At 75.4% G+C, this 14,576-nt stretch carries 16 protein-coding genes; 3 read left to right on the top strand and 13 right to left on the bottom strand.

Annotated elements, in window-relative coordinates; genetic code table 11:
* Nucleotides 1-94 precede the first annotated feature (94 nt).
* The 4 genes from ASG23_RS08400 to ASG23_RS08385 all read right to left on the bottom strand — a co-directional run bounded on the left by ASG23_RS08400 (nt 95) and on the right by ASG23_RS08385 (nt 2,836).
* Nucleotides 95-418, bottom strand: a complete 324-nt coding sequence (locus ASG23_RS08400) for an STAS domain-containing protein (protein ID WP_442856813.1) — start codon at nt 416-418, stop codon at nt 95-97.
* Nucleotides 419-484: 66 nt separating this feature from the next.
* Entirely contained in the window at nt 485-1,348 is an 864-nt protein-coding gene (locus tag ASG23_RS08395) for a biotin-dependent carboxyltransferase family protein (RefSeq protein ID WP_056023088.1), read from the bottom strand.
* Entirely contained in the window at nt 1,345-1,986 is a 642-nt protein-coding gene (locus ASG23_RS08390) for a 5-oxoprolinase subunit B family protein (RefSeq protein ID WP_056023085.1), read from the bottom strand. Before ASG23_RS08390 ends, ASG23_RS08395 begins: the two co-directional genes overlap by 4 nt.
* Nucleotides 1,987-2,065: 79 nt before the next feature.
* A complete protein-coding gene (locus tag ASG23_RS08385) occupies nt 2,066-2,836 on the bottom strand; it encodes a LamB/YcsF family protein (protein ID WP_200941550.1) in 771 nt (256 codons plus the stop codon).
* Between the two features lie 103 nt (nt 2,837-2,939).
* Here ASG23_RS08385 and ASG23_RS08380 point away from each other — a divergent pair, with 103 nt between their 5' ends.
* Nucleotides 2,940-5,552: a DEAD/DEAH box helicase gene (locus ASG23_RS08380; protein WP_082516092.1), complete on the top strand. Its 2,613-nt coding sequence runs from the start codon at nt 2,940-2,942 to the stop codon at nt 5,550-5,552.
* Nucleotides 5,553-5,572: 20 nt separating this feature from the next.
* Here the strand turns inward: ASG23_RS08380 and ASG23_RS08375 are convergent, their stop codons facing one another.
* From ASG23_RS08375 to ssd, 7 genes are all read right to left on the bottom strand, one after another.
* Entirely contained in the window at nt 5,573-5,938 is a 366-nt protein-coding gene (locus tag ASG23_RS08375) for an Rv3654c family TadE-like protein (RefSeq protein WP_056023079.1), read from the bottom strand.
* Nucleotides 5,939-6,003: 65 nt separating this feature from the next.
* Nucleotides 6,004-6,354 carry a TadE family type IV pilus minor pilin gene (locus tag ASG23_RS08370; RefSeq protein WP_056023076.1) on the bottom strand — a complete coding sequence of 117 codons (351 nt, stop codon included), beginning with the start codon at nt 6,352-6,354 and terminating at the stop codon, nt 6,004-6,006.
* The gene (locus tag ASG23_RS20265) at nt 6,351-6,692 is read right to left on the bottom strand and encodes a DUF4244 domain-containing protein (RefSeq protein ID WP_056023073.1); all 342 of its coding nucleotides are present in this window, start codon (nt 6,690-6,692) and stop codon (nt 6,351-6,353) included. The genes ASG23_RS08370 and ASG23_RS20265 overlap by 4 nt, the downstream gene beginning before the upstream one ends.
* 278 nt (nt 6,693-6,970) lie before the next feature.
* Nucleotides 6,971-7,387 (bottom strand): type II secretion system F family protein, encoded by a 417-nt coding sequence (locus tag ASG23_RS08360; protein WP_056023069.1) that lies wholly within the window; start codon nt 7,385-7,387, stop codon nt 6,971-6,973.
* Between the two features lie 131 nt (nt 7,388-7,518).
* Complete coding sequence (locus tag ASG23_RS08355; RefSeq protein ID WP_082515999.1) at nt 7,519-8,226, bottom strand: type II secretion system F family protein; 708 nt, start codon at nt 8,224-8,226, stop codon at nt 7,519-7,521.
* Nucleotides 8,223-9,422: a TadA family conjugal transfer-associated ATPase gene (locus tag ASG23_RS08350; RefSeq protein WP_056023066.1), complete on the bottom strand. Its 1,200-nt coding sequence runs from the start codon at nt 9,420-9,422 to the stop codon at nt 8,223-8,225. The genes ASG23_RS08355 and ASG23_RS08350 overlap by 4 nt, the downstream gene beginning before the upstream one ends.
* Entirely contained in the window at nt 9,419-10,183 is a 765-nt protein-coding gene (gene ssd / locus ASG23_RS08345; RefSeq protein WP_082515998.1) for a septum site-determining protein Ssd, read from the bottom strand. The genes ASG23_RS08350 and ssd overlap by 4 nt, the downstream gene beginning before the upstream one ends.
* 279 nt (nt 10,184-10,462) lie before the next feature.
* On the opposite strand from ssd, the gene ASG23_RS08340 reads away from it, so the two are divergent.
* Nucleotides 10,463-11,269, top strand: coding sequence for an HAD family hydrolase (locus tag ASG23_RS08340; protein ID WP_056023063.1), 807 nt, complete (start codon nt 10,463-10,465; stop codon nt 11,267-11,269).
* Nucleotides 11,270-11,550: 281 nt separating this feature from the next.
* On the opposite strand, the gene ASG23_RS08335 is transcribed toward ASG23_RS08340, so the two are convergent.
* Nucleotides 11,551-12,378, bottom strand: coding sequence for a Fic family protein (locus tag ASG23_RS08335; RefSeq protein ID WP_056023060.1), 828 nt, complete (start codon nt 12,376-12,378; stop codon nt 11,551-11,553).
* A gap of 34 nt (nt 12,379-12,412) precedes the next feature.
* Between ASG23_RS08335 and ASG23_RS08330 the strand changes: the two genes are divergently transcribed.
* On the top strand, nt 12,413-13,807 hold the full coding sequence (locus ASG23_RS08330; RefSeq protein ID WP_056023057.1) for an NAD-dependent malic enzyme: 1,395 nt from the start codon (nt 12,413-12,415) through the stop codon (nt 13,805-13,807).
* On the opposite strand, the gene ASG23_RS08325 is transcribed toward ASG23_RS08330, so the two are convergent.
* Nucleotides 13,804-14,538 (bottom strand): IclR family transcriptional regulator, encoded by a 735-nt coding sequence (locus ASG23_RS08325; RefSeq protein ID WP_056023054.1) that lies wholly within the window; start codon nt 14,536-14,538, stop codon nt 13,804-13,806. The genes ASG23_RS08330 and ASG23_RS08325 overlap by 4 nt on opposite strands.
* Nucleotides 14,539-14,576 lie beyond the last annotated feature (38 nt).

The raw sequence follows: 14,576 nt of genomic DNA, 5'->3' as shown, positions 1-14,576 counted from the left end.
CGACCGCCAGGTCGTCCCAGCGGGCCACCGACAGGCTGGTCGCCGACGAGCTCAGGTAAGTCTGCAGGCGGACGGTGCCGGCCCAGGACGCCGATCAGGCGTCCAGAGCCGCCTGGACCGTGTCGTGCACGGTGAACACCTGGAGCAGCGCCGTGATCCGGAAGACCTTGAGCAGCCGCTCGGAGTCGATCACGAGCTGGAGCTGACCCCCCGCCAGCCGGACCTTCTTCAGGGTGCCGACGAGGACACCGAGGCCAGTCGAGTCCATGAACCGGACCGCCCGCAGGTCGATGACCAGATCGGTACGGTCCCGCTCGAGCAGCTCCGAGAGCCGGTCGCGCAGCGCGTCGGCGGACGACACGTCGATCTCGCCGTCCACCTCCACGACGGTCCGGGGACCGACATCCCGGCTGCTCACGCGCACATCCATGGGGTCCCCTCCCTGCGTGCATTCAAACAGACGCACGGGCCGACGACGAGGGGCTCAGCCGTGGACGAACCACACCCGATCCCCGGGCCTGACCTGCGCGAGCAGCCCATGTGCGCTCCGCCGGACCACCGCGACCACCGGGTAGCCGCCCGTCACGGGGTGGTCGACGCCGAACACGACCGGTTGTCCGTCGGGCGGCACCTGGACGGCGCCGAGGACCAGCCCGGCGGAGGGCAGCTCGCGGCCTGTGTGCCCGGGGGCGCGGGCGAGGGCCGGTCCCGTCAGCCGGACCGCCACCCGGTTCGTCGCCGGCGTCACGTGCCACTCGCCCGCCTGCAACCGCGCCAGCACGTCGGCGAACCAGTCCACGTGCGGCCCCGGCACCACGGGCAGCTCGACCCGGTCCGGTGCGGCCGGCACGGGCGCGAGGTCCACGACCGGCCAACCCGCCGGCGCGGGGCCGACCGCCAGGGCGTCCCCGGCGCGCAGGGGTGGCGGTCCGAGCGCCGCGAGCTGGTCCGTCGACCGGGACCCCAGCACCGTCGGCACGTCGATCCCGCCGCGCACAGCGACGTACGTCCGCAGACCGTCGTCGACCGTGCCGAGCCGCAGCTCGGCGCCCGACCGCAGCTCCAGCACGGCTTCGTGCCCGACCGCCCGGCCGTCGAGCCACGCGGGCCCGCGCGCGCCCGTCAGCGCGACGGTCACGTCCCCGACGGCCCTCAGCCGCAGCCCGCCGAGGAGCACCTCGAGGCCGGCCGCGCCCTCGTCGTTGGCGACCAGCCGGTTGGCCAGCCGCAGCGCTCCCGCGTCCGCGGCGCCCGACCGACCGACACCGATGTGCGCCCAGCCCGGCCGGCCCAGGTCCTCGACGAGCGTGAGCAGACCGGGGTCGAGCACCTCCAGCGCGCCCGTCACGAGGCCGTGAACCGCACGCGCGTGCCGGGCTGGAGGAGGGCGGGCGGGTCACGGTCGACGTCGAAGAGAGTGACGTCGCACCGCCCCAGCAGCCGCCAGCCGCCCGGGGTCGCGGCCGGATAGACGGCGCTGAACTCGTCGGCGATCGCCACCGAGCCCGCGGGGACACGCTCGCGTGGGCTGTCCAGCCGCGGGACCCGCAGCGCCGGGTCGAGGCCGACCAGGTACGCGAACCCGGCCATGAAGCCGCCGAACGCCACGGTGTACTGCGCACCGGTGTGCCGCGCGACGACCTCGTCGACCGTGAGCCCGGTCAGCCGGGCGACGTCGGTCAGGTCGGGGCCGTCGTAGTCGACGGCGAGGACGACCTCGCGAGGTGCTGCGTCGGCGACCCGGGCGGAGCGGGAGGCCCACCAGCGCTCCACCGGCAGCGCCCCGGGGTCTGCCTCGTCGCGCACCCGCAGCAGGAGCGTCCGAGCCGCCGGGACCTGGTCGACGATGCTCGCCGCGTCCGGGTCCGACGCCCGCGCGGCCCGGACCGCGTCGTCGAGCGCTCGGACCTCCGCGAGCCCGGGCAGCTCGACGAGGACCGCGTCGTCCCCGTACGGCACCACCCGCACGTCGTCGCGACCCACCATGAGGCGATCCTGCCGGACGCACGGCAGCTTCGAGGGGTGATGGACCCGCCCGGACGGGTCTGCGCGCCGCGGCAGGACGTCAGACGATCGGCTGGACCCGCACGCCCGACGCCTGCAGAGCCGCACGGACGGCCGCGGCCAGACCGACCGCCCCGGGCGTGTCCGAGTGCACGCACACCGACTCGGCGTCGACCGGGACGTCGGAACCGTCGACCGCGCGGACCAGGCCGTCCGCCGCAATCCGCACCACCCGGGCCGCCACCTCGTCCGCATCGGTGACGAGCGCCCCCGGCTCCGAGCGCGGCACCAGCGTCCCGTCGGCCCGGTAGCCGCGGTCGGCGAACGCCTCCGTGACCGCACGCAGCCCCCGCGCCCTCGCCGCAGCTAGCACGGCCGACCCGGGCAGCCCGAGCACGGGGAGGTCCGGGATGGCGTCGACGACCGCCTGCGCGTGCGCCTCGTGGTGGACGACCGCGTTGTAGAGCGCCCCGTGCGGCTTCACGTAGGCCACGCGGGTCCCCGCACGGAGCGCGATCGCCTGCAGCGTGGCGATCTGCTGGGCCACCTGCACCCGCAGCTCGTCCGCCGGCGCATCGACGAAGAGCCGGCCGAAGTGCTCGCGGTCCAGGTAGGAGACGTGCGCGCCGACGGACACCCCGCGGGCGGCAGCGGCCCGGCAGACCGCGGCCATGATCCGCTCGTCGCCCGCGTGAGCGCCGCACGCGACGTTGGCGCTGGTCACGATGTCGAGCAGCAGCGTGTCAAGGCCCTCGACCCCCGGCTCCCAGGCGTCGTACTCCTCGCCGAGGTCGCAGTTGAGGTCGATCCGCAGCGCCACCCCTCGCGTCATCCCCCGATCCTGCCCGACGCTGACCCGGTGCGAGGATGGGCAGGTGGTGGAACCCGGCGCGCTGCTCGACGTGCTGCTCGCCGCCGGAGGTCGATCGGACCGCATGACCCACGTCCGGCACCTGCCCGCGCGGGCCGGCACGCAGGCGGACTGGCCGTCGTGGGCGGACGCCGACCTGGTGCAGGGGTACCGGGCGTTGGGGGTCGACCGCCCCTGGCTGCACCAGGTGGAGGCTGCCGACGCAGCCTGGTCCGGCCGGCACACCGTCCTGGCCACCTCGACCGGGTCCGGCAAGTCGCTCGCGTTCTGGCTGCCGGCACTCTCCACCGCCCGTGCCGCGAGCGCCGGCTCGCTGCTCGACCCCGGCCGCATCGAGTCGGTGACCCGTCGCGCGACGACCCTCTACCTGTGCCCGACCAAGGCGCTGGCCGCCGACCAGCTGGCCGCCCTCGACCGCCTCCTGGTGGCCGGTCGCACCCGCGACGTCCGGGTGTCCACCTGCGACGGCGACACGTCCCTCGAGGAACGCCGCTGGGTGCAGGAGCATGCGGACGTCGTCCTGACCAACCCCGACTTCCTGCACTTCGCGCTGCTGCCGCAGCACCGCCGGTGGGCGCGCCTGCTCGGCTCGCTGCGGTACGTGGTGGTCGACGAGTGCCACGCGTTCCGCGGGGTGTTCGGTGCGCACGTCGGCCTGGTGCTCCGGCGCCTGCGCCGGCTCGCCGCGTCCTACGGTGCGACGCCGACGTTCCTCCTCGCGTCCGCCACCACCTCCGACCCCGCCGCGAGCGCCGCCCGGCTGATCGGCGTCGACCCGTCCGAGGTCACCGCCATCACCTCCGATGCCTCCCCCGCCGGCCGCAAGACGTTCGTCCTGTGGCAGCCGCCCGAGCTGCCCGGCTCCGACGCCCCCTGGTCCGCGCTACTGCCCGAGGACGACCCGTGGGCCGCGCCGCTCGCGCTGCCCCGCCACGTGACCCGCAGCGCCGACGACCTGAGCCCACCCGGCCCGGACGACGTCTGGGGGACGATCGCGACGGCGCCGGCTCCGTCGAGTCAGCTGCCCGGCTCCGACGACCCCGTCGCCCTCGCGGAGCTGCTCGCCGGGGTGCTCCCCGGCACCGGCGACGCCCCGTTCGGGACGGACTTGGGTCCCGGGCTGGTCGGCACGCGGGAGGGTTCCGGCCCGCTCGGCACGGGCGAGCGGGTGGTCGCGGGACCCTCCGACCGGCCGCGCCGCACCGCGACCGCCGAGATCGCCGACCTCCTGGCCGACCTCACCGCCGCGGGCGCCCGCTCGCTCGCCTTCACGCGGTCGCGCCGCGGCGCGGAGTCCGTCGCGGCGACCACCCGGGCGCACCTGCTGGAGATCGACCCGACGTTCGCGACGTCCGTGCAGGCGTACCGCGGCGGCTACCTGCCGGAGGAACGTCGTGCGCTGGAGGCCGCGATCCGGTCCGGCGCCCTGCGGGCCCTCGCGACGACGAACGCGCTCGAGCTGGGCGTCGACATCTCCGGGCTCGACGCGGTGCTCATCGCCGGCTGGCCCGGCACCCGCGTCTCCCTCTGGCAGCAGGCCGGCCGAGCCGGACGCGCCGGAACCGACGGGCTCGTCGTCCTGGTGGCCCGCGAGGACCCGCTCGACACGTTCCTGGTGCACCACGCCGAGGCGATCTTCGACGCCCCCGTCGAGGCGACCGTGTTCGACACCACCAACCCCTACGTGCTCGCGCCCCACCTGTGCGCTGCCGCCGCCGAGCTTCCGCTGCGGACCGAGGAGCTGGACCTCTTCGGGCCGCGCACCGCCGACCTGCTCGCCGAGCTGGTCGAGCGGGGGACCCTGCGACGCCGCCCCTCCGGCTGGTACTGGACCCACAACGAGCAGGCCACCCGCCTGACCGACCTGCGCGGCTCCGGCGGTGACCCGGTCCGCGTGGTCGAGTCCGTCACCGGTCGTCTGCTCGGCACCGTAGACGCCGCCTCCGCGGACTCGACCGTCCACGACGGAGCCGTCTACGTGCACCAGGGGGCCTCGTTCGTCGTCGACGAGCTCCGGCTCGAGGACGGCGTCGCCCTGGTCACCCGACATGACGTCGACTACGGCACCTGGGCCCGCTGGGTCACGACGACCGAGATCCAGTCCGTCGATGCCGAGGTGCCCTGGGGTCCGGTCACGTGGGGCTTCGGATCGGTCGACGTGACCACGCAGGTCCTCGGCTACCAGCGCAAACGCATTCCTGACCTGCAGCTGCTCGGCACCGAGGAGCTCGACCTGCCCGCCCGCACCTTGCGCACGACCGCCGTTTGGTGGACCGCACCCGCGGAGGTGCTCCTCGCGGCCGGGGTGACCGTCGAAGCCACCCCGGGCGCCCTGCACGCTGCCGAGCACGCGTCCATCGGCCTCCTGCCCTTGCTCGCGACGTGCGACCGGTGGGACCTCGGCGGCCTGTCGACCGCCCTCCACGTCGATACGGAGCGGGCCACCGTGTTCGTGCACGACGCCTACCCCGGCGGCGCGGGCTTCGCGGAACGCGGCTTCGCGCTCGGTGCGACCTGGTTGCGGGCGACCCGCGACGCCATCGCTGCCTGCCGCTGCTTCGCCGGGTGCCCCGCGTGCGTGCAGTCGCCCAAGTGCGGCAACGCCAACAACCCCCTGGACAAGGCCGCGGCGATCCGCCTGCTCACCGCAGTCCTCACCCACGCCCCGGCGGCCTGAGCACCGCGCCGCGCCGCTGGTCACCGGCGGGCCGATGCCGGGCCGGCGCGGGCGGACGCCGTCGCGGAGCCGGTGGCGGCCGCCACCACGACCCGCACCGTGACGACACCACCGCCCGCGTCCGTGCACGAGGAGAGCCTCCCGCGGTTGAGACGGACGACCTCGGCGACGGTCGCGCACGGATCGCCCGGCTGTCCCGCGAGGAGCCCCGACGCGCCCGCGAGCGCGCCGAGGTCCGCCGCCGTCTGCGCCCGACCGCGCGCGAGCTGCGCAGAGGCCAGCAGCCCGAGCAGGCCCGCGACGACCAGCGCGACCGCGATGAGTGCGAGCAGCAGGACCGTCCCGGAGCCCTCCTCACCCCGCTGCCCGACGATCCGGGTGCACAACGACGCCCGGCAGGAGGGCCAACGGTCGCGGGCTGAACGCCCCGTCGACGCCGGACGGCCCACCATCATGGCTCCACCCGAGCCACGGCCGTCGCCCGGGCGCGCAGCGGCGAACCGCCCCACGACCCGGACCCGACCGGCGACGAGACCTCGACGGTCACCCACTCGTCAGAGCGCGACACCGCGACCGACGCCTCCGGCCCGGCCAGCCGCCGAGCGGTCGTCGCCACCGCCCCGTCCGGCTCCCCGAGAGCAGCGGCGCGAGCACCTGCCCGTGCGGCGTCGGTGCAGCGGGTCTGCGCGATCGCCGTGGACGCGACCGTGAGCAGCGCGGCCAGCAGCAGGACGACGGCGGGCAGACCGACCGCGAGCTCGGCGGTGACGCTGCCACGGTCCCGCCGGCTCGCGGCCGTCACAGCGACAACGCCTGGCGGATGATGCCGAGGAGCAGACCCTTGACCTCGTTCCCCTTGAGGATCACCACGAGCAACCCGGCGAAGCCGACTGCCGCGAGCGTGGCGATCGCGTACTCGGCCGTCGCCATCCCTGCGTCCGCCAGCTCGGTCCGAGCCCGCCGGGCGCGGCCGTGCCACGCCACGACGGCCGGCGGGAGCCGACCAGCCGATGCGCGCCCAGCGTCGCCCTCGGTGCCCGGCGGGACCGACCGCAACGCGGTACCGATGGCCGGCGTCGGGTGGTCGCCCTGCGTCTGCGTGGGCTGGTCCTCCTCGGGGACCGCGGCGTGATTCGTCATGACCTCTCCTCTCGTGTGGCGCCTGGACTGTCCGGCGCCCCGCCAGCGTCGGCCGCAGCGTCCGTGCACAGGCGGGGCTCGGGCGGGTCGGTGGGGCCGGATGTCGATCCACAGGGCTGTGGACGGCTCGGCTCGAGGAACCACCCGACGGCGAGGCAGCGGCCGCTTGGCGCGCCGGGACGCTCGGCGGACGCCCAGGGCGGCCGACCTTTCTCACCCGAACAGGTCGCCCTGGGCGCGCCGGGATGCTCGGCGGACGCCGAGATCGGCCGACGTCCTCACCCGAACAGGTCGCCGGCGAGGCTGAGGAGCATCGGCACGAGCCCGAGCAGCACGAACGCGGGCAGGAAGCACAACCCGAGCGGCAGGACCAGCTGCACCCCCAGCGCACCCGCAGCGGTGCGGGTACGGGCCCGGCGGTCCCGACGCAGCTGGTCCGCTCCCCCGCGCAGCGCCGGCCCGGGGGCGGTTCCGGTGCTCCAGCTGGCCTCGAGAGCGCCGACGACGTCCGTGAGCCCGGTGCCCGCCCACGCCGCCTGCCACGACGCACCGAGCAGCAGCGCGGCTCCACCCCGCGCCAGCTCGTCGCTCTGCTCACCCCCGACGGCGGCACCCACCGCTGCCAGAGCCCGCGGGAGTGACGCCCCTGTGCCGATCGCGACGTCGAGCAGATCGAGCAGCAGCACCGTGTCCATCGCGCCGGGTGCGACCGTGGACGCCCTCGGCCGAGCTCGGTTCCGGGCCGCCGGGGGCCCGCCTCCCCACCACCACGGGCTGGTCGCCGCGCAGCATGAGAGGGCGACGAGCAGCCCGAGCACGGCGGGCGTCACAGTCGTGCGCGGGCGGCAGCCGAGCGAACGACACCCGGTCGAGACGCATCGTCGCCGGCTCGACCCACCCGTGCGAGGAGCGCGGCCGTCCACCCTCGCCCCAGCAGCAGCATCGCCGCGCCCAGCACCGCGGACGCCGTCCCGAGGCCGCCGGAGAGCACCACCGCGACGGGGTCGGCACCCAGCAGCGCGCCGAGCGCCACCCCGAGGAGCGGGAGCCACGCGAGCACCTGCGCGGTGGACCGCGGGCCGGCCAGGGCCGCTCGGCGTTCGCCGTCGGCCTCCTCGTCGGCCGCGACGGCAGACGCGATCCGTTCGAGCACCCCGGCCAGGGGTGCGCCGAGCTCGTCGGAGAGCCGGGCCGCGGCCAGCACCGCCCGGACGCGCTGCGCGGCGCCGTCGTCGGTGCGCCCGCGGAACCGCAACCGAGCCGGCCGGGACGTCGCCGTGAGCAGCGTGCTGACGGTCGGCACCGGTCCGACCGCTGCGGTCCCCATCGCCCGGGACCACGCCTCGACCGGTGCCGCCCCGGCGCGGAGCTGCGCACAGACACCCAGCAGGACCCCCGACAGGTCCGGTGCCGCTCCCGCACGCGCGGGCCGGTCGACCGACCGCACCCGCGCGCCCGCGCCGACAGCGCGCCATCCGGTCCCCGCCGCCGCGATGACGGCGAGCGCCACGAGCACTCCGACGAGGCCGCTCACCGGGACAACCCGAGCTCCGCGCGCGCCACCGGCAGGCCGAGCCGGTCCGCGAGCGCGGACCACGCGGGTCCGGGCATGGTGGAACCGGACGGGTCGACACGGAGCGCGCACGCCACCTCGAGCTCGCCCGCCTCGCCTCGTCGCACGACCCCGACCTCGGCGACGTACCGACGGTCCGAGCGCCGCAGGTGCAGCACCGCGTCGAACGCACTCGCAGCCTGCGCGGCGACGGCCTCGCGGGACATCCCGGCCAGTGCCGCGAGCGCCTCGAGCCGCGCGGGCACGTCGGCGGCGGCATTGGCGTGCACGGTGGCGCACCCGCCGTCGTGACCGGTGTTCAGGGCGGCGAGCACCTCCCGGACCTCGGCGCCTCGACACTCCCCGAGGACGATCCGGTCGGGCCGCATGCGCAGCGCGTGCCGGACCAGGTCGGTCAGGTCCACCCGCCCGGCGCCGTCGATGTTCGCGTGCCGCGCGACCAGGCGGACGACGTGCGGGTGCGCCGGGGCCAGCTCGCCGGCCTCCTCGACGACCACGAGCCGTTCGTCGTGCGGGACCAGCGACAGCAGCGCTGCGAGCAGGGTCGTCTTCCCGGACCCGGTGGCCCCGGAGATCAGCAGGTTCGCCCGCGTCGCCACGAGCGAGCGGACCACGGGCACCAGCGTGGGCGCGAGCGTCCCCGAGGCGACGAGCTGTTCCACGGTGAACGCGCGGGACCGGACCACCCGCAGGCTGATCAGCGCGCAGGCGCCCGCCACCGGCGGCAGCACGGCGTGCAGCCTGGTGCCGTCCGGCAGCCGGGCGTCGACCGCGGGAGAGGCATCGTCGAGGCGCTGCCCGCCCGCGGCCGCGAGCCGGACCGCGAGCGCCCGGACGTCGTCGGCACCGCCGAGGTCCACGTCCGCGCGCCTCAGGCGTCCCGACCGCTCCACCCAGACGTCGCGCGGGCCGTTGACCAGCACGTCGGTGACGTCGGGGTCGTCGAGGAGGACCTGCAGCCGACCGGCTCCGAAGAGCTCGTCGCGGACCGTCCGGGTGATGGAGCGCAGCGCGCTGGAGCCGAGCACCGCACCGGTGTCCCGCACGGCCGCCTCGACGGCGACACCGAGGGAGCCGTCGGGTGCGGGGTTCACGCCGAGCCGGGCCCGGACGGCGTCGAGGAAGTCCGGTCCGACGCTCCGCGCCAAGGCGCTCACGGCAGGGTCCGCTGCAGTGCGGCGACGACGCGCGCCGCAGAGCGGGCCATCCGCCCGGAGTCGGGCACACCACCGCGCTCGAGGGCCGCGACAACCCCGCGGTCCGTCGTGAGCGTGACCAGGACCGGCAGGTCGACCGCCGCGGAGAGCTCGGTCGCTCCGAGCCCTCCGGGTGCGGGGCCACGCACGACCAGCCACGTCGCGACGTTCGGGGGGCCGAGGTGGGGACGCATCGCGAGGACGCCGGCGACCGTCCGCAGGTCACGCGGCGCGACCACGAGCACCGCGTCGCACGCGCCCACCAGCGACTCACCCGCCACGACCGCGGCACGGTCCAGGTCGAGCACGAGAGCCCCCGCCTCGGTGGTCAGGGCGTGCAGGACGTCGGCGACGACTGCCGGCTCAGGCGCCCCCGGTCGGGAGCGGTCGGCGCTCAGCACGGCGCACGCACCCCACCGCGGCAGCAGCGCGAGCACGTCCGCACCGGACACCTCGCCCCGCGCGTCCGCCAGGTCCGGCCACCGCACGCCGTCGGCGGCCTCGAGACCGATCAGCACGTCGATCCCCGCGGACGCCCGGTCGAGGTCGACCAGGACGGTCGCCGTCCGACGGGCGAGGTGCCGCGCGACGGCTGCGGCCAGGGTCGAGGCGCCCGCACCGCCGCGCCCGCCCACGACGCCGACGACGAGCGCGCGATGCGGGGCTGAGGCGACCGACGGCCAGGTCGGGTGGACGGGACGGGCACCGGCGAGGGGGGTCATCAGTTCCGTCTCTGGTCGTCGGCCCGGCCTGACCGCCGGCGCACGACCAACCCTGCCGCGCGCCGCCGCTCCGACGTCGGCCACCGGATCCTTGTGTGGACATCAACCGGGCTCGGCGGGCTGTGGGCGGCTCAGCACCCGCCCCGCGAGGCCCGGCACCGCCCGTTCAGCGCCGTGCCCGAAGCGCGCCCGCCCTGTCGGCCCCTCCCACTAGGCTCGCCGCGGACCGCCAGGCACGCAGACGCCGGCCCGCCTCCATCGACGACGACCCGGAGCAGCATGGACGAGGACCCGACGCAGCCCGACACGCTGCGTGAGGCCGCCTTCTTCGACCTCGACAAGACGATCATCGCGACGTCGTCGGCCACGGCCTTCTCCCGCCCGTTCCTGGCCCAGGGCCTGCTCACGCGGCGCTCGGTCATCCGCACGGCGTACGCGCAGCTGCTCTACCTGGTCGGCGGCGGGGACGAGGACCAGACGGAGCGCCTGCGCGCGGAGCTGTCCCGCATGGTCGCCGGCTGGGACGTCTCGCTGGTGTCCTCGATCGTCGCCGAGACGCTGCACGAGTCCATCGACCCGACCGTGTACGCGGAGGCCGTCGCGCTGATCGCGGAGCACCACGCCGCAGGCCGGGACGTCGTGGTGGTGTCCGCGTCAGGGGCCGAGGTGGTCGAGCCGATCGCCGCGATCCTCGGCGCGGACCACGTCATCGCGACCCGCATGACCGTGGTCGACGGCCGGTACACGGGCGAGATCGACTTCTACGCGTACGGGGAGAACAAGGCATCCGCCATCCGGGACGTCGCGCAGGTCGAGGGCTACGACCTGGCGGCCAGCTACGCGTACTCGGACTCGATCACCGACGCGCCGATGCTGGGCGCGGTCGGCCACGCGTTCGCCGTGAACCCGGACCGTGCGCTGCGCAGGCTCGCGGTCGAGCGTGGCTGGGGGACGCTGTCGTTCGTCCGTCCCGTGCCGTTGTTCCCGCGCCGAGCCCGTATCGCCACGGCGGGCGTCGTCACGGTCGCCGTCGTGGCCGTGGTGATCACGTGGATCGCAGTGCGCCGGCGCCGTCAGAGCCGCTGAGCACGTCCCGCATCACGGACAGCTGTCCCAGCATGCGTCGTGGCGCCCACCGGACTTGGCCTGCGTCGTCGTGCTCCTGGCTTTCGCTGCTCCGCGATGTGCGGTACGACAGGGTCACAACTGCATGACCGTGAAGGTACCCACGCGCAGGAGAGCCCACCTATGGGCAGGTCGACCGGGCTGGTCCCGTCGCGACCGACACCGGTGCACGCCTGATCACCTTCCGGTCAGCCGTTGGCGACGGCGCCCCCTGGGGCGCCGTCGTTCGTCAGGGGCCGGCGTCACGTCGAGCCCAGCGAGCCCGCCAGCACCCCGTCCGCGATCGCGCGGGCCTCGGACGCGCCCGCCGCGACCGCCTGCCCGCACGCGCGCACCCATGCGGCGACCCCCTCGGGCGAACCCGTCGCGAACCCGGCAGCCGCGCCGAGGTACGGGTTGAGCGCCACGGCCCAGGCGGCCTCGGCGACCACCGACCCGGTCGGGTCGAGCCCGCGCGCGGTCAGCAGCAACCGTGCCACCGCACGGGCGACCACCCCGTTCGCGGCGGCGAAGGGTCGCAGGGTCAGCAGCTCGCCGTGCACGACGGCCGCGACCACGAGCGCCGGCGCGCCGGACTCGCGCACGGTCCGGCCCAGCATGTCGACCCGGGCGGCCAGCTCGTCGCCCACCACCGCCGGACCGAGACCCCGCAGGTCACCGGGCTGCTCGGTCGACCGCAACCGTCCGACGGACGCGTCGGGCAGCCAGCCCCCGGTCGCGGCCGCATGCACCTGCGCGAGCAGCTGTCCCAGCGGCGGGAGCGCCACGGAACCCCGGTCGCCGAGCGCCGGCATCCAGCGCTCGACCAGCGCGGTCGCCCGCAGCGCCCCGCCGACGACAGGCTCGGCGCCCCCTTGCGTGGCCAGAGACCGCACCAGCGACAGCGGCACGCGCGCCCCCTCGATCTCGCACGACGCCCTGGTGGCCCGCAGACCTGCCTCGGCCCGGACCTCGCGCCACCGACGTCGGTAGGCCTCGTGCCAGCGCAGCTCCTCGCACGCGACGCGGGCGCGGTCGACGGCGGCGGCGACGCCGGGCAGATCGAGCAGCGGGGCCAGGGGGTCGGTCACGCCGTCACCCTAGTGAGCGCGGCACAATGACCGGATGGTGTCCCCGAGCGTCTCCTCGTCCATCACGGCTCGGCTGGAGGTGCAGGCCCGCCCGACCGCCGTCAGCGAGCTCACCACGGCGATCGAGAAGGCCGGGGGCATCGTGACCGCCCTGGACGTCACGGCGTCGGGGCACGAGCAGATGACGGTCGACGTCACGTGCGCGACGCGGGGCGAGCAGCACGCCGCGGACATCGTCGAGGCCCTCAAGGGCCTGCACGGCGTGGTCGTCGAGCGCGTCAGCGACCGCACGTTCCTCATGCACATCGGCGGCAAGCTGTCGATCGAGTCGAAGGTGCCGCTGCGCAACCGCGACGACCTGTCGATGGCGTACACCCCGGGCGTCGCGCGGGTCTGCGAGGCCATCGCGGCCCACCCGGAGGACGCCCGTCGCCTCACGATCAAGCGCAACACGATCGCGGTGGTCACGGACGGCACCGCGGTCCTCGGGCTCGGCAACATCGGTCCGCTGGCCAGCCTGCCGGTCATGGAGGGCAAGGCGGTGCTGTTCAAGAGGTTCGCGGGGATCGACGCGTTCCCCATCGCGCTGGACACTACCGACGTGGACCAGATCGTGGAGACGATCTGCGCGATCGCGCCGGTGTTCGCGGGGATCAACCTGGAGGACATCTCCGCGCCGCGCTGCTTCGAGATCGAGCGTCGGCTGCGCGAACGGCTCGACATCCCCGTGTTCCACGACGACCAGCACGGCACCGCGATCGTGGTGGTGGCGGCGCTGACCAACGCGCTGAAGGTCGTCGGCAAGGACCTGGCCACGGTGCGGATCCTGCTCTCGGGCGCGGGCGCGGCGGGCACCGCGGTGCTCAAGCTGCTGCTCGCGGCGGGCGCGAAGGACGTCGTCGTCGCGGACATCGAGGGCGTCGTGCGCGCGGACCGGCCGGGGCTCGACGAGTCCCTGTTCTGGACCGCGTCGATGACGAACCCGCGCGGCATCTCGGGCAGCATCCCGGACGCGATCCGGGGCGCCGACGTGTTCATCGGGGTCTCGGCGCCGGACGTGATCACGGGGCACGACGTCTCGACGATGGCGAAGGACGCGATCGTGTTCGCGCTCGCCAACCCCCGTCCCGAGGTCGACCCGGACGACGCGGCGCAGTACGCGGCCGTCGTCGGCACGGGCCGCTCGGACTTCGCCAACCAGATCAACAACGTGCTGGCGTTCCCGGGCGTCTTCCGCGGGCTGCTCGACGCGCAGTCGCACCGGATCACCAGCGCGATGCTGCTGGCGGCGGCGTACGCGCTGGCGTCGGTGGTCACGGACGACGAGCTCAACCCGACCTACATCGTGCCCAGCGTGTTCAACCCCGAGGTCACGACGGTCGTCGCGGCGGCCGTGACCAAGGCCGCGCAGACCCCGATCGAGGTCTAGACCCGCCGGGACAGCTCGGCCGCGGCCCGCTGGGTCGCGCGGACCAACCCGTCGGGCACGTCCCCGTCGGCGAAGGTGACGGCGAGCCCGGCGATCGGGTGCCCGGTGTGGTCGCGCACCACCGACGCGACCGACGCGAACCCGGGGGTGACGTCTCCGTGCTCGGACGCCCAGCCCACGCGGCGGACATCGGTGAGGATCGCGCGCAGCTCGGACAGCCGTCGTGGGCCCACGCCGGTGCGGTCGACGAACGCCTCCCGGCCGGGGAACAGCGCCCGCACCTGCGCCGGCGGCAGGTGCGCGAGGATCGCGCGCCCGCTCGCCGTGAGGTGCGCGGGCAGCCGGACGCCGACGTCGGTCACCAGCGACGGGCGACCGGCGGCGCGTTCCTCGACGACGTAGAGGACGTCCCGCCCGTGCAGGACGGCCAGGTGCGCGCTCTCCCCGACGTGGTCGACGAGCCGGGCCAGCACCGGGCGCGCGGCCCGGGCCAGCGGTGCCTGCCGGGAGTAGGCGGAGCCCAGCTCGAACGCGCTGAGGCCGAGCCCGTAGCGGTGCTCCTCGGGCAGGTGGACCACGAAGCCGTGCTCGGTCAGCACGGTGAGCAGGTGGTAGGTGGTCGACCGGGGCAGATCGAGCGCGAGGGCGAGTGCGGCGGCGGGCAGCGGGCCGGTCCGGGAGAGGTGCTGCAGCAGCCGGAGGGTCGCGTCGGCGGCGGGGACGGCACTCATGGTGTCTGGGATACCAGACGGAAGTCTCCCGACGGCAC

The organism is Cellulomonas sp. Leaf395, assembly GCF_001424125.1.
Classification (GTDB): Bacteria; Actinomycetota; Actinomycetes; order Actinomycetales; family Cellulomonadaceae; genus Cellulomonas.
The sequence above is the reverse complement of the archived record's forward strand: the minus strand, read 5'-3'. Positions and strand labels throughout refer to the sequence as shown.